Below are 16,975 nucleotides of genomic sequence, written 5' to 3'. Positions count from 1 at the left end.
CCTGTGACTCCGTGGCGGTGCCGGCCCTCTCACGGGACTTCGAGCGGGGCGACACTCATCCTGAGGCCGAGACGGTTCAACAGATCGATCACGGCGGTCAGTTGCGGCGCTCCCGCCTGCACCTCGCCGCGAGCGAGGCCGCGGGCCCGTGCGACGGCGTCGAGCGCGCGGGCGACCAGGGCTGGATCGTCCTCGGCGAGCGCGGCGTCGAGATAGGCGGCGATCCGTTCGGGGCTATCGAGGTAGTCCGCCGTATCGTAGGGGGTGAGCAAGACATCGGTCATGGGCGTCACCATCGACATTCAGAGAGAAGCTGCCAAGGCCTTCGCTCGGCGGATATCGCGCGGCGGAGAGGATTTGTCACCGCCGCACGGGAGAATGACCATCTCCTCGCCGCGACGCACGAAATAGACTCCATACCCGGGGCCGCCATGAATGCGCATTTCGCTCACGCCATCGCCAACAGGTGCCACGTCGCCCGGATTCCCGAGCGCCAGCCGATCGATTCTTTTCGCGATCTGAGCGAACGCCGTCGCATCGCGCAGCCTTGAAAACCACGCCGCGAATTCGGAATGCTGCCGTATGCGCGTCATGACGTTGCGACAGTTGCCGCTCTCGGCTTGCCGGGCCTCGGATCGCCGGGCAACGACGCCGACGGTACCGTGATCGCGAATCCTTCGTTTCAATCGTGACGCACCGCGCGACCAACGCGCGGGCTTCAGGGAGTACGCCGCATATGCCACGCCACGAAGCCCCTCAGGCTCCCGAATCCACCCTGTTCGCCCGCCTCCCGGCCGCCCTCGCTGCCGCCCGTCAGGCCCCCGCCTACGCCGCCCACCTCGCAGGCCTCGACCCCGCCGCCGTGACCGACCGGGCGGCGCTCGCCCGCCTGCCGGTCCTGCGCAAGGGCGAGATGCCGGCGCGCCAGCGCGAGGCGCTGCCCTTCGGCGGCTACGTGCCGGGGGCGGCCGGGGCGTTTCCACGCCTCTTCACCTCGCCCGGACCGATCTTCGAGCCGCAGCGGGCGGGCGAGGACCCTTGGGGCGGGGCCCCGGCGCTCGCCGCCGCGGGGTTCACGGCCGGCGAGGTGGTGCTCAACACCTTCGGCTATCACCTGACGCCGGGCGGCTTCATCTTCGATACCGCCGCCAGGGCGCTGGGCTGCGCGGTGATCCCGGCCGGGCCCGGCAATACCGAGCAGCAGCTCGACCTGATCGAGGCCTACCGCCCGGCGGGCTATGTCGGCACGCCGGACTTCCTCAAGGTGCTGCTCGATGCAGGCCAGAAGGCCGGGCGGGACGTGTCGTCGCTCGTGAAGGCGCTGGTCTCCGGGGCCGCCTTCCCGCCCTCGCTCCAGGCCGAATTCCGGACGCGCGGCATCGCCGCAGCCCAAGCCTACGCCACCGCCGATGTCGGCTTCATCGCCTACGAGACGCCGGGAGAGCCGGGCCTCCTGATCGGTGCCGGGCTGATCCTCGAGATCGTCCGGCCGGGCACCGGCGATCCGGTGCCGGAGGGCGAGGTCGGCGAGATCGTCGTCACGGTGCCCGACCTCGACCGGCCGCTGATCCGCTACGCGCTGGGCGACCTCACGGCGTCCATGCCCGGCGGCCGCATCCGCGGCTGGATGGGCCGGGCCGACCAGGCCGCCAAGGTGAAGGGCATGTTCGTGCGCCCCGAGCAGGTCGCCGAGATCGCCCGCCGCCATCCCGAGCTCGGCCGCCTGCGCCTGGTGGTGACCCGGGCCGACGAGGCCGACGTCATGACCCTGCGGGCCGAGGCCGGGACGACCGAGGCCGCCCTCGCCGAGGCCGTGGCCGAGACCCTGCGGGCGGTGACGAAGCTGCGCGGCACGGTCGCCCTCGTTCCCCCCGGCAGCCTGCCGAACGACGGCAAGGTCATCGCCGACGAGCGGCCGGTGGGCTGAGCGATCCGGGCGGCCCTCGGGCCGGCCGGGTTCCAGGGCCTTCGGTCCTCAGGCCGCCCGGACCTGCGCCAGGAAGCGGTCGACCTCGGCCGAGAGGCGCTCGGACTGGCGCGACAAGTCGGAGGCCGAGACCAGCACCTGGCTCGCCGCGGCGCCGGTCTCCTCCGCCGCCCCTGCCACGCCGGCGATGTTGCCCGTCACCTCGCCGGTGCCGGCGGCAGCCTGCGCGACGTTGCGCACGATCTCCTGGGTCGCCGCGCCTTGCTCCTCCACCGCCGCGGCGATCGAGGTCGCCACCGTCGAGATCTCCTCGATGCGCGCGGTGATCTGGCCGATGGCCCCCGCCGCCTGGCCGGTCGAGGCCTGGATCGTGGCGATCTGGCTGGTGATCTCCTCGGTCGCCTTCGCGGTCTGGCCGGCCAGTTCCTTCACCTCAGCGGCCACCACGGCGAAGCCCCGTCCCGCCGCGCCCGCACGCGCCGCCTCGATCGTGGCGTTGAGCGCGAGCAGGTTGGTTTGGGCGGCGATCGACGAGATCAGCCCGACCACGTCGCCGATCCGGGCCGTGGCTTCGGTCAGCGCCTGGACCTGGCGGGCGGTCTGCCCGGCTTCCACCACCGCGGCCTGGGCCAGCCGGGCCGAGCCGTCGACCTGGCGGCCGATCTCCTGGACCGAGGCGCCGAGCTCTTCCGCCGCGACCGCGACGGTCTCGACGTTGGCGGAGGCCTCTTCGGCCGCCGCCGCCACGGTGGTGGATTGGGACGCGGTCTGGGTGGCGGTGGCGGTCATGGCCTGGGCGGTACCGCGCAGCTCGCCCGAGGCGGCGGCGACGCCGGCCACCACGCCGGTGATCGAGGCCTCGAAGCCCTGGATCAGCTCGTTCAGCGCCGCGGCGCGGCGCATCCGGCGCAGCTCCTCGGCCTCGCTCTCGCCGCGCAGGCGCTCCCGCTCGATGGCGTTGTCGCGGAAGACCAGCACGGCGCGGGCCATCGCCCCGACCTCGTCGCGCCGCCCGGCTTCCGGCACCGCGAGGTCGGTGCGGCCCTCGGCCAGGGTGCCCATCGTGGCGCGCAGGCGCGCCATCGGCCGCACCACCGAGCGGACGAGCAGCATCGAGGCGCCGCCGAGGGCCAGCATGATGACGAGACCGGCGACGGCGAGGCGCTCGACCTGCTCGACGATCATCGCCCGCAGGTCGCTGACATACTCGCTGACGCCGATATAGATGTCCCACGGCGCGTAGTAGCGGAACAGTCCGATCTTCGGCACCGGCGCGGCCTGGCCCTCCTGCGCCCAGACGTAGCGGAAAGTCGCCACGCCGTCGCGCTTGGCGCGGGGCATGACGTCGGCGACGAAGCGGAAGCCGGTGGGATCGGCCATGCCCATCAGGTTGCGGCCGACCACCTTCGCGGAGGGATGGGCGACCACCGTTCCGGCGGCATCGTTGACGTAGACGTAGTTGTCGCGCCCGTGCCGCATCGCCGCGATATCGGCGAGCGCCGCCTCGCGGGCCGCCGCCTCGGCCATCTCGCCCTTGTCCACCTTCTGCCGGTAGCGCTCGACGATGTTGGCCGCCGCCTCGGTCATGACCGACAGCCGATCGATGCGCTGCGCCATCATCGCGTCGTACTGGTAGGTGAGCGCGATCCCCCCCAGGGCGATCAGGCTCAAGCCTGCGAGCGCGATCAGGAGCGCGAACTTGCGGGGGAGGGTGAGCACGAACATCGAAAGGCCGCTCCGGTTCCGGGTCTCGCCGGACTACCCGTCGAAATAGCCGGGAAAGCGTGAATGGGCGGTATATGCTGTTCGTGTAACAAGCATTCCGGCGGATGATGTTTTTGGCACGCCGCTAAAAAAATCGTCATGGCAGAAGACGAAAAACAACGTGAAATCATGGCGGAATCGAACGTGAAACAAGCAGGGCGCGAGCGCAAATGCGTCGACCATGCCGTTGCGGCAGCGGACGCACGGGACCCGCAAGCATGACGAGGGGGCATCGCCAGCCGAAGACTGGCGATCGACGGCGAGAGATCATCCGTACGGTCGGTCGCCGATCCCCGCGCCTACCCGATCCCCGCCCGGAGCGCCCCGCGCCGCCGCGGCGGCACGGCGACCTCATCGCGGGCGAGCGCCTGCGTCTCGCCTCTGGCGAGCGCCAGCACCATCCCGGTGAAGATCTCCTGCAATCCGTCCGTCGAGAGACGCCCGCCCGGCTTGTACCAGGTGCAGATGCCCGACAGCATCGCCAGGATGGCGAGCGTCGCCATCCGGGTATCGGCCAGGCGGAACTCGCCGGTGGCGCAGCCGTCATCGAGGATGTCGCCGAGCTTGCGCTCGTAGTCGCGCCGCATCGCCACCACGGCGGCGAGGTTGTCCGGCTCGAGGCTGCGCAACTCCGAGTAGCAGATGAACACCTCCTGCGGCCGCTCGACGTGGTAGGCGACGTGGAACGTGGTGAACCGGGTCAGCCGCTGTTCCGCGCTGCCCTCCGCCAGCAAAGCCGCGTCGAGGGCCGCGTGCAGGTCGAGCATGTGGCCGCGGATCAGGTCGAACAGGAATTCCTGCTTGTTGCGAAAGTAGTTGTAGAGCGAGCCCTGCTGGATGCCGACCTCGGCCGCGAGCTGGCGCAGGCTCATCGCGGCGTAGCCGTGGGTGGCGATGAGCCTGAGCCCCGCCCGCCGGATGGATTCTTCGGTCCGCGGTCCCGACGAGCCTGCGATACGCGCCATGCTGGCCCCTAACCCCACCCTCACGGGGCCTGCCGCCCCACGACTTTCGTCGCGCCAGTGTAGCACTTGACGCTCGGAAAAAAACAGTCGAACGTATTTTCAAGGCGGATGACCGGGACGCATACCGGGCATCCGCCACAGGCAGAGCGGCGCCGGACACGAGCGCGGCCGCCATCCCAGGGAGGATCAGGCGTGGCGGAAACCCTCGCGGTTCGCCAGATCTCGTTGCGCTTCGGCGGCGTGAAGGCGCTGACGGATGTCAGCTTCGCGGTCGAGAAGGGCGAGCTGTTCTCGATCATCGGCCCCAACGGCGCCGGCAAGACCTCGATGATCAACTGCATCTCGGGCCGCTACAAGCCGTCCGAGGGCCAGATCCTGCTCGACGGCCGCGATATCACCAAGGCGACGCCGAACCAGCGCCCGACGCTCGGCATCGGCCGGACCTTCCAGAACCTCGCGCTGTTCCACCACATGAGCGTGCTCGACAACATCCTGGTCGGGCGCCACCACCTGATGCGCAACAACTTCGTCACCGGCTCGCTCTACTGGCTGCCGGGGGTGCGGAGCGAGGAACTGGCGCATCGCCGCCGGGTGGAGGAGATCATCGATTTCCTCGATCTCCAGGCCTACCGCAAGGCGCCCGCCGGCACCCTCTCCTACGGCTTGCGCAAGCGGGTGGAACTGGCCCGCGCCATGGCGCTGGAGCCCAAGCTGATCCTCCTCGACGAGCCGATGGCCGGCATGAACCTCGAGGAGAAGGAGGACATGGCCCGCTACATCGTCGATCTCAACGAGGAGTTCGGCATGACCGTCGTGATGATCGAGCACGACATGGGCGTGGTCATGGATATCTCGCACCGGGTGATGGTGCTCGATTTCGGCCGCCGCATCGCCCTCGGGCGACCGGAGGCCGTTCTGGCCGATCCGCACGTGCGAAAAGCCTATCTCGGCGAGGAAGACGAGGAGCCGGCCGCTCCCGAACCGGCGAGGGCCGCGTCGTGACGACCGATTTCTCTGCCATCGCCCGTGAGGCCGACACCTTCCCCAAGCTCCTGCGCCGCAACGCCGCCGCGCATCCGGGCGAGGTGGCGCTCCGCGAGAAGATCTTCGGGCTGTGGCGCCCGACGACGTGGGGCGAGTACCACGCCCGCACCCGCGCCTTCGCGCTCGGCCTGTCCGATCTCGGGATCGATGGCGGCGACGTGGTCGGGCTCATCGGCGACAACCGGCCCGACTGGGTGGCCGGCGAGATCGCCGCCCACGCGCTCGGCGCCCTGTCGCTCGGCCTCTACCGCGACGCGCTCGAGGACGAGGTCCAGTATCTCCTGGCCTTCGCCGAGGTGAAGGCGGTGATCGCCGAGGACGAGGAGCAGGTCGACAAGCTCCTGAACCTCGCCGATCAGGTGCCGAGCCTGCGCCACATCGTGTTCTGCGATCCCCGCGGGATGCGCAAATACGACGATCCGCGGCTGATCTCGGCCGATGCGCTCGCCGCGAGGGGCGAGGCCCTGCACGACGCCGATCCCGGCCTCTACGACCGGATGGTCGATGCGACCGACGCCGAGGCGGTGGCGATCCTCTGCACCACGTCGGGCACCACGGCGCGGCCGAAGCTCGCCATGCTGAGCGGTGGCCGGGTCCTGCGCCATTGCGCCCGCTACCTCGCCGCCGACCCGAAGGGGCCGCAGGACGATTACGTCTCGGTGCTGCCGCTGCCCTGGATCATGGAGCAGGTCTACGCGCTGGGTCAGGCGCTCCTCTCTCGCATGAAGGTCAACTTCGTCGAGGATGCCGACACGCTCATGCACGACTTCCGGGAGATCGCCCCGACCTTCGTGCTCTTCGCCCCCCGGGTCTGGGAGGCGGTGGCCGCCGACGTGCGCGCCCGGATGATGGACGCCTCGCCCTTCAAGCGCGCCCTCTACGAGCGCGGCATGAGGATGGGCCTCTCGGCCCTCGACAGGGGCACGCGCTCGGGCGCCGCCGAGGCCCTGCTGTTCCGGGCGCTCCGCGATCGCCTCGGCTTCACGCGGCTCACTTCCGCCGCGACCGGCGGGGCGGCGCTCGGCCCCGACACGTTCCGGTTCTTCCGCGCCATGGGCGTGCCGTTGCGCCAGCTCTACGGCCAGACCGAGACGCTCGGCGCCTACACCCTGCACCGGGGCGAGACGGTCGATTTCGACACGGTCGGCGTGCCCTTCGACGACAGCATCGAGATCCGGGTGCTGGATCCCGACCGCAACGGCATCGGCGAGGTGCTGGCGCGCCACGCCAACATGTTCCACGGCTACTACAAGGCCGATGCCAACACCCCGAGCGACGTGCGCGACGGCTGGATGCACACGGGCGACGCCGGCTACGTCGACAAGAAGGGCGAACTGGTCGTCATCGACCGGATCAAGGACCTCGCCGTCAACGTCCACGGCGAGCGCTTCTCGCCGCAATACATCGAGAACAAGCTGAAGTTCAGCCCTTACGTCGCCGAAGCCGTGATCCTCGGCGCCGGGCGTGAATATCTCGCGGCCCTGGTCTGCATCCGCTACGCGGTCGTCGCCAAATGGGCCGAGAAGAACCGCATCGCCTTCACCACCTATTCCGACCTCGCCGCGAAGCCGGCGGTGATCGAGCTGATCCGCCGGGAGGTCGAGAAGGTCAATGCGGGCCTGACCGACGTGCAGCGCGTCGCGAAGTTCGTGCTCCTCTACAAGGAGCTCGACGCCGATGACGGCGAATTGACCCGCACCCGCAAGGTTCGCCGCGGCGTCATCAACGAGAAATACGGCGACCTGATCGACACGATCTATGCCGGGGCGCCGAGCTACCGGGTCGATACGGTGATCCGGTTCCAGGACGGCACGACGCAGCGCATCCGCACCACCCTGCCGGTGATCGACCTCACGGCGGCCCCCGCCACCCTCGCCGCCGCCGAATAGGGGCCTTGAGGCCATGAACACCCATCTCCTGCTTCAGCTCGTCGTCAACGGGCTGATCGTCGGCGCCCTCTACGGGGTCGTGGCGATGAGCTTCGTCCTGATCTACAAGGCGAGCCAGGTCGTGAACTTCGCGCAGGGCGAGTTCCTGCTGATCGGCGCCTGGGTGTGCTGGTGGCTGCTCACCACCTACCAGCTGCCGTTCCTCGTCGGCATGGGCATCACCTTCGCGTTCATGCTGGTCTTCGGCATCGCGCTGCAAGTCGTGGTGCTGCGGCCGCTGATCGGCGAGCCGATCATCTCCGTCATCATGGTGACGATCGGCCTGTCGATCTTCTTCCAGGCCCTGTGCAAGTGGCTGTTCGGCGTCTTCGCCCAGCCCTTCCCGCCGATCTTCCAGACCCAGTCGGTGTCGTTCCTCGGGCTCGAGATCCAGACCGTCTATCTCATGAGCCTCGGCATCTCGGTCGCCATGATGGCGGGCTTCGCCTGGTTCTTCCAGTATTCGAAGCACGGGCTCGCCATGCGGGCCACCGCCTTCAACCAGCAGGTGGCGCAGTCGCTCGGCATCTCGGTGCGCAACGTGTTCGCGATGGCCTGGGCGATCTCGGCGGTGGTGTCGTCGGTCGCCGGCATCGTGGTCGGCATCGTCAACGGCGTGTCGTCGGCCCTGTCGCTCTACGGCATCAAGGTGTTTCCGGCCGTCATCCTCGGCGGGCTCGATTCGGTCGTCGGTGCGGTCATCGGCGGCCTCGTCATCGGGGTGCTGGAGAACGTCGCGCAATATGTCGACGGCCAGTACCTGCACTGGGGCAACCTCTACGAGATCGTTCCCTTCTACGTCCTGGTGGTGATCCTGATGATCAAGCCCTACGGCCTGTTCGGCACCCGCGACATCGAGCGCGTCTGATGGCGACCCAGAGCCTGATCCCCGCCGGCGACTACCGCACCACGTATGCCGCCGACACCACCATCTTCCCCACCGCCGGCAGCCGCTACGCGGTCTGGGCGGGGCTGGCCTTGCTCTGCTGCGCGCCCCTGGTGCTCGACCGCTACTGGCTGAGCCTCCTGATCCAGATCGGCTACTTCGCGGTCGCAGCGCTCGGCCTCAACATCCTGGTCGGCTTCACCGGGCAGATCTCGATCGGGCATGCCGCCTTCTTCGGCTTCGGCGCCTTCGCGTCGGCCTGGCTCTCGAACAATTACGGGATTCCCGTCTTCTTCGCGATCCCGCTCGCCGGCGTCATGACCACCGCGGTCGGGTTGATCTTCGGCCTGCCGGCGGCGCGGCTCAAAGGGCTCTACCTCGCCATCGCGACGCTCGCCGCGCAATACATCCTCCAGGACTTCTTCGCCCGGGCGAACTGGTTCACCGGGGGCGTCGCCGGCACGGCGGCCGATGCCTTCTCGATCTTCGGCTTCGCGTTCGACACCGACCACCGCTACTTCTACGTGGTGCTGGCCTACCTGGTGCTGACCTTCGTGCTCGCCACCAACCTGATGCGCTCCCGCGACGGCCGGGCGCTGGTGGCGGTGCGCGACCACTACCTCTCGGCGGAGATGATGGGGATCAACCTCACCCGCTACCGCACCCTGTCCTTCGGGCTCTCGGCCTTCTTCGCCGGCATCGGCGGGGCGCTCTACGCGCATTACCTGCAATTCGTCTCGGTCGAGGGTTTTGGCATCCTGCTCTCGATCCAGTTTCTCGGCATGATCATCATCGGCGGCCTCGGCTCGATCATGGGCACGCTGATGGGCACCGCCTTCATGGTGCTGGTGCCGGAAGCCATGGGCTGGATCACCGACGCGGTCCGCGGCTCGGCCCTCGACCGGGCCTTGTCGCTCAAGGACAACCTGTCCTTCCTGCGCGAGATGGCGATCGGTCTGGTGATCGTGCTCTTCCTGATGTTCGAGCCCGACGGGCTCGCCCATCGCTGGCGCCAGATCAAGGCGTACTGGAAGCTGTATCCGTTCTCGCACTAGACCTGTCTTGACCCGGGGCGGCAGCGCCGTGAGCATCCCTGTTATCCCACCCGCGACCTCATCCTGAGGTGCCGCGTAGCGGCCTCGAAGGAGGGGTTCAGCAAGCTCCGAGACTTCTGGAGCCCTCCTTCGAGGCTCGCTTCGCTCGCACCTCAGGATGAGGTTGCGGATGGGGCAGGCGGATCAAACCCGTCCCGCGAATTCTGAATTCACCGACGAGGCTGGAAAACCAGCCCATCCACCGGAGGAAACCAGACCCATGCTTCGCCTGTCCCTGGCCTCGGCCACTGTCCTCGCTTGTGCTGTCCCGGCCCTCGCCGCCGAGATCCCGATCGGCCATCTCGCCGACCAGAGCGGCGCCACCTCGGATGTCGGCGTTCCCTACGCCCAAGGGGTGGCCGATGCCCTCGCCTACGTGAACCGCAAGGGCGGCATCAAGGGCGAGAAGATGGCGGTCGAGACCGTCGATTACGGCTACCAGGTGCCCCGCGCCGTCGCGCTCTACAAGAAGTGGACCGGCGGGCGCGACAAGGTCGCGGCGATCCAGGGCTGGGGCACCGCCGACACCGAGGCTTTGTCGGCCTTCGTCACCAAGGACGAGGTGCCGTACATCTCGGGGAGCTACGCCGCGCAGGTGAGCGACCCGACCGGCGCCAGCGGCAAGGCCAAGGCCGCGCCCTACAACTTCTTCTACGGCCCGTCCTACTCGGATGCGTTGCGCGCCATGCTCATGTGGGCCGCCGACGACTGGAAGGCCAAGGGCAAGACCGGCAAGCCGAAATACGTCCATATGGGCGGCAACCACCCCTATCCGAATTCGCCCAAGGAAGCCGGCGAGGCGATGGCGAAGGACCTCGGCTTCGAGGTGCTGCCGGCGATCGTCTTCGCGCTGGCGCCCGGCGACTACACGGCGCAATGCCTGACCGCCAAGAATGCCGGCGCGAACTACGCCTATCTCGGCAATACCGGCGGCTCGAACATCTCGCTTCTGAAATCCTGCAAGTCGGTCGGCACCGACATCCAGTTCATGGGCAACGTCTGGGGCATGGACGAGAACGCCGCCAAGGCGGCCGGCGAGGCGGCGAACGGCGTCGTCTTCCCGGTCCGCACCGCGGCGGTGAGCGGCAGCACGGCGCCCGGCATGGCGATGGCGGCCGAGATCTCGAAGGTGTCGGATGCCGCCGGCACCGCCTACCGGCCGGTTCATTACTATACCGGCATCTGCGCCGCCCTCTACATGACCGAGGCCCTGGCCTGGGCCAAGGACAATGGCGGCTTGGCCGGCCCGAACGTCCGCAAGGGCTTCTACCAGAAGAAGGACTGGGTGCCGGCCGGCATGGAGGGCGTCTGCGTCCCCTCGACCTGGTCGCCCACCGACCATCGCGGGATGATGGAGGTGCACATCTACCGCGCCAAGGTCTCGGGCCCGACCGACGGGGCGCTGCCCGACCTGATGAAGGCCGGCACGATCAAGCTCGAGCCGGTCAAGACCGTGACGCTGCCGAGGAAGAGCGAGTGGCAGGGGTGGTGAGAATCGCCGCCGGCGGGTGACCCGCCGCCCTGAACCCTCCCCCCTCTGCGGGGGAGGGTGGTGAACGCAGTGAGCCGGGAGAGGGGAACGCGACGGTGCCGAACGTGGCGCTCGTCATCGCGCTCGCGACCTTTCCGGACACGGCGTCCCCTCTCCCGGCCTGCTCCGCAGGCCGCCCTCCCCCGCAGAGGGGGGAGGGTCGACCTCGCATCTCACCCCTGGAGCCATCCGATGTCGCAGGTCACGACCCTCGAACGCCCGACCCAAGAGGCCACTCAGGCCCCGCTCCTCAGCTTGCGCAACGTCGAGGTCGTCTACGACGACGTGATCCTGGTCCTGCGGGGCTTGAGCCTCGACGTGCCGGTGGGCTCGATCACGGCTTTGCTGGGCGCCAACGGGGCCGGCAAGTCCACCACGCTCAAGGCCATCTCGGGCCTCCTGCGCTCGGAGGACGGCGAGGTCACCCGCGGCGAGATCGTGTTCGACGGCGCCCGCATCGACGGCATCGAGCCCGACAAAATCGTGCGCCGCGGCATCTTCCAGGTGATGGAGGGCCGCCGCATCGTCGCCGACATGACGCCGATGGAAAACCTTCGCCTCGGCGCCTTCTCGCGCCGCGACCGCGAGATCGGCCAGGACCTCGAGCGGGTGCTGACCTACTTCCCGCGCCTGAAGGAGCGCACGGGAGCAGCCGGCTACCTCTCGGGCGGCGAGCAGCAGATGCTGGCGATCGGCCGCGCCCTGATGGCCCGGCCCCGCCTGATCCTGATGGACGAGCCGTCGATGGGCCTCTCGCCGCTGCTGGTGAAGGAGGTGTTTTCCATCATCCGCCAGATCAACCAGGATCTCGGCGTCACCATCCTGCTCGTCGAGCAGAATGCCCGCGCCGCCCTGTCGGTCGCGGATCGCGGCTACATCATGGAGCAGGGCAAGGTGGTCCTCGACGGCACCGTCGAGGAACTGCGCACCAACGAGGACGTCAAGGAATTCTATCTCGGCGGCGCCGGCGATCAGCGCAAGAGTTTTCGGAACCTGAAGAGCTTCAAGCGGCGCAAGCGGTGGATTTGAGGCTCTTTATCCGTCCTGCCCGCGACCTCATCTGAGGTGGCGGCGATCGGAGATCGCACACGGTCGCAGATCGACTGACCTCGAAGGAGGGCTCCAGAACTCTCAGCTGTTCCTGGAACCCTCCTTCGAGGCCGCTACGTGGCACCTCAGGATGAGGTTGCGGACGGGACGATCGCGGTTGGCTGACGGGACCGGCTCGAAGCGAGGTGCCTTGGGGGCGCCATCCCCCAACAGCAAGACCGATCAGGACGTTCTCGGCTCCCTCCGTCATGATGACGGCATGGATCGAAAGCCCCTCCCGCTCCCAGTGCGACGGACGGATGCGCCCATCGCAGGAGACGGCCTGACGGCGAGCGTCGTCAGATCCGGCCGGATTCCGCCATCCAGATCCATAGTCGCGCTCCCGGAAACGATCGTTTTCCATCGGTTCTCTGTTCAGTCAGAAACCTCCCGGACATACTCCCCCCATCGACACCGCGCCGCACCGGCCGCCACGATGGAGACGACGATGACCAAGCCGTACAATCGCCTCGACCTCGACCGGGCCGTCGTCCTTCTGGTCGATCACCAGGCCGGCCTGATGTCGCTGGTGCGCGACTTCGATCCCGATCGTTTCAAGAACAACGTGCTGGCGGTCGCCGACCTTGCTGCCTACTTCAAGCTGCCGACCATCCTCACCACCAGCTTCGAGGACGGGCCGAACGGGCCGATCATGCCCGAGCTGAAGGCCAAGTTCCCGGACGCGCCCTTCATCGCCCGGCCCGGGCAGATCAACGCCTGGGACAACCCCGATTTCGTCGCCGCCGTGAAGGCGACGGGGCGCAAGCAGCTCGTCATCGCCGGCGTCGTCACCGAGGTCTGCGTCGCCTTCGTCGCCCTGTCGGCGATCGCGGAGGGCTACGAGGTCTTCGCCGTCACGGACGCGTCGGGCACCTTTAACCCGGTGGTGCGCGACGGGGCCTGGAACCGGATGTCGGCGGCCGGCGTGCAACTGGTCAACTGGTTCGCGGTCGCCTGCGAGCTGCATCGCGACTGGCGCCGGGATGTCGAAGGTCTGGCGACGCTGCTCGGCGACCACATCCCGGATTACCGCAACCTGATGACGAGCTACGCCGCGATGCAGGGTAAGCACGGCGCCTGAACACCCCCGCCCGCGGCGGCTACTCGGCTGCTGCGGGCCTCTTGCGCCGCAGCAACCGCCCGTCGATCGCCACCAGCCCGGCCCCGATCAGCGCCATGCCGAGGAGCTGGCGCGGCACGACCGGCTCGCCGAGCACCAGGGCGCCGAGGACGAGCGCCGAAACCGGGATGAGGAAGGTGACGAGCATCAGGTTGGTCGCCCCGGCGCTCGCCAGCAGGCGGAAGAAGATCACGTAGGCGAGTGCCGTCGAGAGTGCCGCGAGGCCGAGCACCGCGGCCACGGCGGTCGGGGGCGGCGGCGCCAGGGTCCAGGGCCGGTCGACCGCCAGCGCCATCGGCAGGAGCAGCACGGTCGCGGCGGTGACCTGCCCGGCGGCGGCCGAGAGCGGCGGGATACCCATGCGCTTGAACCGCCGGCCGTAGATCCCGGCGAAGGCGTAGGAGAGGGCGGCAAGCAGCACCGCGCCCTGGGCCAGCGCCTCGCCCCCGAGCCCGGTGAGGACCGACGGCCCGACCATCACGGCGACGCCCGTAAGCCCGGCCAGCACGCCGGCGAGGCGGTTCCCCGTCAATCGCTCGTCGTCGGTGAGCCCATGGGCCACCAGGACGCCGAAGAGCGGCGTGGTGGCGTTGAGGATCGCCGCGAGACCGGACGCGATGTGGGTCTGCCCCCAGGCGATGAGGCAGAACGGCACCGCGTTGTTGAGGAAGGCCGCCCCCAGGAAGGCGAGCCAGACCGGGGCGCCCCGCGGCATGGGCAAGCCCCGCACCCGCAGCACCAGGGCGAGGATCACGGCCGCGAGGCCGACGCGCAGGCTCACCAGGGTGAGCGGCGGCAGCGCCCGCAAGGCGACCCCGACGAAGAAGAACGAGCCGCCCCACAGCACCGACAGGCCGAGGAGCAGACCCCATTCCGACGGGGCCATGGGGCGGTTGGCGGCAGGCTGCATCGCGGGCTCTCCGGTGGGGGAGGCCGCACTCTGGCGCGAGGGCGCACCCATCGGCATCCCGTTCCTTGCGCGGCAATCGGCGCCACCGGCCCGGAGCGGCGCCGGGCGAGGGCAGGGCGCCGTCTCGATCAAGATCCGCGGGCGACCTGACCGAGGTGACGGGGCCTCGTATTCGGTGCCGCTGCGGTCCTGCAGCCCCCGGACGATCCTGCCGGCAGCCCCCGCCCGGACCGAGCGACGGCCCGGACGCGATATCGGTGCGCCTCGTCACGACACGTCTTGCGCCGCCGGCCCGGCAGACCTCGCCGGGCGCGCCCGGCCGCTGGCGAATGCCGGAACGGGCCGGCCTTCCTCCTGTCGAGGACCGGATCTCATCGATCGACGATGGATCGTATTGTTTGCCGTTCTGCCTTCGGGGGAGCAAGCACAGAAGGGCGCATATCGGCCCGATAGTACCGTTAACGACTTATTAACCGCGATTGCGCAGCTTTTACGGGTCGCAAGAACAAATATACCCGGGGGCCCTCGAACCAGGAGGAACACAGCATGGCGCCAGCGACCACCCTCGCGGAGGCCGAGCGCAAGCTCGTCATCGAGACGCTCATCCGTTGCCGCGGCAACCGCACCCACGCCGCCAAGATGCTCGGCATCTCGGTCCGCACGGTGCGCAACCGGATCGCCGAATACAGGAGGATCGGCGTCTGCCTGCCGATCTACCGCAACGTCGTCTGGTCCGACTGGCCGGAGGGGGAGTTCTCGCCGGAGGAGGCCGGGATGCTGACGGCGCCGGCGGAGGTGGTTTGAGGGGCGGTCTCCGCCTTGCTCATGCAAAGGCCCGCAGCCTGCAAAGACTCGGGGCCTGATGGCCCACTATCCGTCCCCGAACCCTCCGCGTCATTCCGGCTCCGCTTTCGCGGCCCCGGAATGACGCGGAGGGTGGCAAAATTGGCGAGTGCAGCGACGGCTTAGATCTCCGTCCGCCGCAACAGGTAATCCAGCCCCCCGACCCGGAACCACCGGTACCCGTAGCCCTCCATGAGCACGCAGTGGCAGCCGTCGTCATTGGCCAGGCTGCGCTGGCCGGTCAGCAGGTCGATCAGGTTGCGGCCGTCGCCGTCGAGGCCGGTGGCGAAGGTGATCTCCTTCGGCTCGGCCGCGAGGTTGTGCAGGCACAGGACCGCGTTGTTGCGCCAGTCGTAGCGCAGCGCCAGGATGCTCGGGTCGCCGGTCTCGAGGGCGGTGAAATCGCCCCAACCGATCTCCGGCACCTCCTTGCGCATCCGGATGACCCGCTCCATCCAGTTGAGGAGCGATTCCGGCGCGCAGCGCTGCGCCGCCGCGTTGACGTGGGTGAAGGCGTAAGCGCCCTCGTGGATCGGCGGCGATTCCGGGTGATCGCTCAAGGTGAAGCCGCCCTGCGGCTCGTCCGACCATTGCATCGGCGTGCGGGCGCAATCGCGCTCCGGCAGCGAGAGGTCGTCGCCCATGCCGATCTCGTCGCCGTAGCGCAGCACCGGGGTGCCCGGCAGGGTGAACATCAGGCTGTAGGCGAGCTCGATCCGCCGCCGGTCGCCGCCGAGCATCGGTGCCAGCCGCCGGCGGATGCCGCGGCCGTAGAGCTGCATGTCCGGGTCGGGGCCGAATTCCTGGAAGACGGTCTGGCGCTGCTTCTCGGTGAGCCGCCCGAGGTCGAGTTCGTCGTGGTTGCGCAGGAAGATCGCCCATTGCGCCGAGGGCGGCCGGTTCCAGGTCTTCTGCAGCGCCTTCACCAGCGGGCGCGCGTCCGCCGAGGCGAGCGCGTAGAACAAGGCCTGGTTGACCTGGAAGTTGAACATCATGTGCATGCGGTCGGCGTCGTCGCCGAAATAATCGAGGTCCTGGCGCGGCAGCACGTTGGCCTCCGCCAGGATGATCGCGTCGCCCTGGCGCCATTGCAGGAACTCGCGAAACAGCCGCAGCAACTCGAACTGCTCGCGCGGCTCGCCCGAGACCTCCGGCCCCTTCTCGGCGATCACGAACGGCACCGCATCCATCCGGAAGCCCGAGACGCCGAGCTGGATCCAGAACCCCATGATCTTCAGGATCTCGGCCTGGACGTGGGGATTGGCGGTGTTGAGATCGGGCTGGAAGTCGTAGAAGCGGTGGAAGTACCAGGCCTTGGCCTCCTTGTCGTAGCTCCAGGTGCTCTTCTGCACGCCGGGGAAGACCATGCCCTCGTGGGCGTTCGCCGGTTTGGTCTTCGACCAGACGTACCAGTCGCGGGTGCGGGCATTCGGGTCGGAGCGGGCGGCCTTGAACCAGGGATGCTGGTCGGAGGTGTGGTTGACCACGAGGTCGATCAGCACCCGCATGCCGCGCTGCTTGGCGGCGTGGGTGAAGGCGACGAAATCGCCGAGCGTGCCGTAGCGCGGATCGACGCCGTAATAATCGGCCACGTCGTAGCCGTGGTCGCGCCCCGGCGAGGGCTGGAACGGATGCAGCCAGATCGCCGTCACCCCGAGGCCGAGCAGATAATCGAGGCGACGTTCCAGTCCCTCGAAATCGCCGATGCCGTCTCCGTTGGCATCCATGAAGGAGCCGACTGAGAGGCAGTAGATCACCGCGTTCTTGTACCAGAGGTCCTCGATCACCGCGGTTCTCCTCACGCCTCGTCGATTGTGGCTCGACTGGACAACTAGGGCAGGCGCAGCCCGAGCGTAGCCTTGGCGTCGACTTGG

General features: G+C 68.7%; 16 protein-coding genes. 10 read left to right on the top strand and 6 right to left on the bottom strand.

What is annotated here, in order from left to right:
- Window positions 1–29 precede the first annotated feature (29 nt).
- Window positions 30–302, bottom strand: a complete 273-nt coding sequence (locus AC3AOF_RS27640) for a helix-turn-helix domain-containing transcriptional regulator (protein ID WP_236987859.1) — start codon at window positions 300–302, stop codon at window positions 30–32.
- Window positions 303–593, bottom strand: a complete 291-nt coding sequence (locus AC3AOF_RS27635) for a type II toxin-antitoxin system RelE/ParE family toxin (RefSeq protein WP_488349066.1) — start codon at window positions 591–593, stop codon at window positions 303–305.
- A gap of 143 nt (window positions 594–736) precedes the next feature.
- On the opposite strand from AC3AOF_RS27635, the gene AC3AOF_RS27630 reads away from it, so the two are divergent.
- On the top strand, window positions 737–1,927 hold the full coding sequence (locus AC3AOF_RS27630) for a phenylacetate--CoA ligase family protein (RefSeq protein ID WP_488347076.1): 1,191 nt from the start codon (window positions 737–739) through the stop codon (window positions 1,925–1,927).
- Between the two features lie 48 nt (window positions 1,928–1,975).
- On the opposite strand, the gene AC3AOF_RS27625 is transcribed toward AC3AOF_RS27630, so the two are convergent.
- Window positions 1,976–3,652, bottom strand: a complete 1,677-nt coding sequence (locus tag AC3AOF_RS27625; protein ID WP_488347075.1) for a methyl-accepting chemotaxis protein — start codon at window positions 3,650–3,652, stop codon at window positions 1,976–1,978.
- A 138-nt stretch (window positions 3,653–3,790) separates the two neighbouring features.
- Here AC3AOF_RS27625 and AC3AOF_RS27620 point away from each other — a divergent pair, with 138 nt between their 5' ends.
- A complete protein-coding gene (locus AC3AOF_RS27620; RefSeq protein ID WP_488347074.1) occupies window positions 3,791–3,913 on the top strand; it encodes a hypothetical protein in 123 nt (40 codons plus the stop codon).
- A 77-nt stretch (window positions 3,914–3,990) separates the two neighbouring features.
- On the opposite strand, the gene AC3AOF_RS27615 is transcribed toward AC3AOF_RS27620, so the two are convergent.
- A complete protein-coding gene (locus tag AC3AOF_RS27615; RefSeq protein WP_488347073.1) occupies window positions 3,991–4,656 on the bottom strand; it encodes a TetR/AcrR family transcriptional regulator in 666 nt (221 codons plus the stop codon).
- Window positions 4,657–4,848: 192 nt separating this feature from the next.
- On the opposite strand from AC3AOF_RS27615, the gene AC3AOF_RS27610 reads away from it, so the two are divergent.
- The 7 genes from AC3AOF_RS27610 (at window position 4,849) to ycaC (ending at window position 13,309) form a co-directional block, all read left to right on the top strand.
- Window positions 4,849–5,658: an ABC transporter ATP-binding protein gene (locus AC3AOF_RS27610; RefSeq protein ID WP_488347072.1), complete on the top strand. Its 810-nt coding sequence runs from the start codon at window positions 4,849–4,851 to the stop codon at window positions 5,656–5,658.
- Window positions 5,655–7,589, top strand: a complete 1,935-nt coding sequence (locus AC3AOF_RS27605; protein WP_488347071.1) for an AMP-binding protein — start codon at window positions 5,655–5,657, stop codon at window positions 7,587–7,589. Before AC3AOF_RS27610 ends, AC3AOF_RS27605 begins: the two co-directional genes overlap by 4 nt.
- A gap of 13 nt (window positions 7,590–7,602) precedes the next feature.
- A complete protein-coding gene (locus AC3AOF_RS27600; protein ID WP_048429761.1) occupies window positions 7,603–8,496 on the top strand; it encodes a branched-chain amino acid ABC transporter permease in 894 nt (297 codons plus the stop codon).
- A complete protein-coding gene (locus AC3AOF_RS27595; protein WP_488347070.1) occupies window positions 8,496–9,569 on the top strand; it encodes a branched-chain amino acid ABC transporter permease in 1,074 nt (357 codons plus the stop codon). Before AC3AOF_RS27600 ends, AC3AOF_RS27595 begins: the two co-directional genes overlap by 1 nt.
- Window positions 9,570–9,828: 259 nt before the next feature.
- A complete protein-coding gene (locus AC3AOF_RS27590; protein WP_488347069.1) occupies window positions 9,829–11,100 on the top strand; it encodes an ABC transporter substrate-binding protein in 1,272 nt (423 codons plus the stop codon).
- 231 nt (window positions 11,101–11,331) lie between these two features.
- Window positions 11,332–12,168: an ABC transporter ATP-binding protein gene (locus tag AC3AOF_RS27585; RefSeq protein WP_488347068.1), complete on the top strand. Its 837-nt coding sequence runs from the start codon at window positions 11,332–11,334 to the stop codon at window positions 12,166–12,168.
- A 508-nt stretch (window positions 12,169–12,676) separates the two neighbouring features.
- Window positions 12,677–13,309 (top strand): isochorismate family cysteine hydrolase YcaC, encoded by a 633-nt coding sequence (gene ycaC, locus AC3AOF_RS27580; protein ID WP_236987867.1) that lies wholly within the window; start codon window positions 12,677–12,679, stop codon window positions 13,307–13,309.
- Window positions 13,310–13,328: 19 nt separating this feature from the next.
- Here the strand turns inward: ycaC and AC3AOF_RS27575 are convergent, their stop codons facing one another.
- Entirely contained in the window at window positions 13,329–14,258 is a 930-nt protein-coding gene (locus tag AC3AOF_RS27575; protein ID WP_236987868.1) for a DMT family transporter, read from the bottom strand.
- Window positions 14,259–14,804: 546 nt separating this feature from the next.
- Between AC3AOF_RS27575 and AC3AOF_RS27570 the strand changes: the two genes are divergently transcribed.
- Window positions 14,805–15,062 carry a helix-turn-helix domain-containing protein gene (locus AC3AOF_RS27570; protein WP_488347067.1) on the top strand — a complete coding sequence of 86 codons (258 nt, stop codon included), beginning with the start codon at window positions 14,805–14,807 and terminating at the stop codon, window positions 15,060–15,062.
- Window positions 15,063–15,223: 161 nt separating this feature from the next.
- Here the strand turns inward: AC3AOF_RS27570 and AC3AOF_RS27565 are convergent, their stop codons facing one another.
- The gene (locus AC3AOF_RS27565; protein WP_488347066.1) at window positions 15,224–16,888 is read right to left on the bottom strand and encodes an alpha-amylase family protein; all 1,665 of its coding nucleotides are present in this window, start codon (window positions 16,886–16,888) and stop codon (window positions 15,224–15,226) included.
- Window positions 16,889–16,975 lie beyond the last annotated feature (87 nt).

Source organism: Methylobacterium sp. 142-1Y (genome assembly GCF_057747795.1).
The sequence above is the reverse complement of the archived record's forward strand: the minus strand, read 5'-3'. Positions and strand labels throughout refer to the sequence as shown.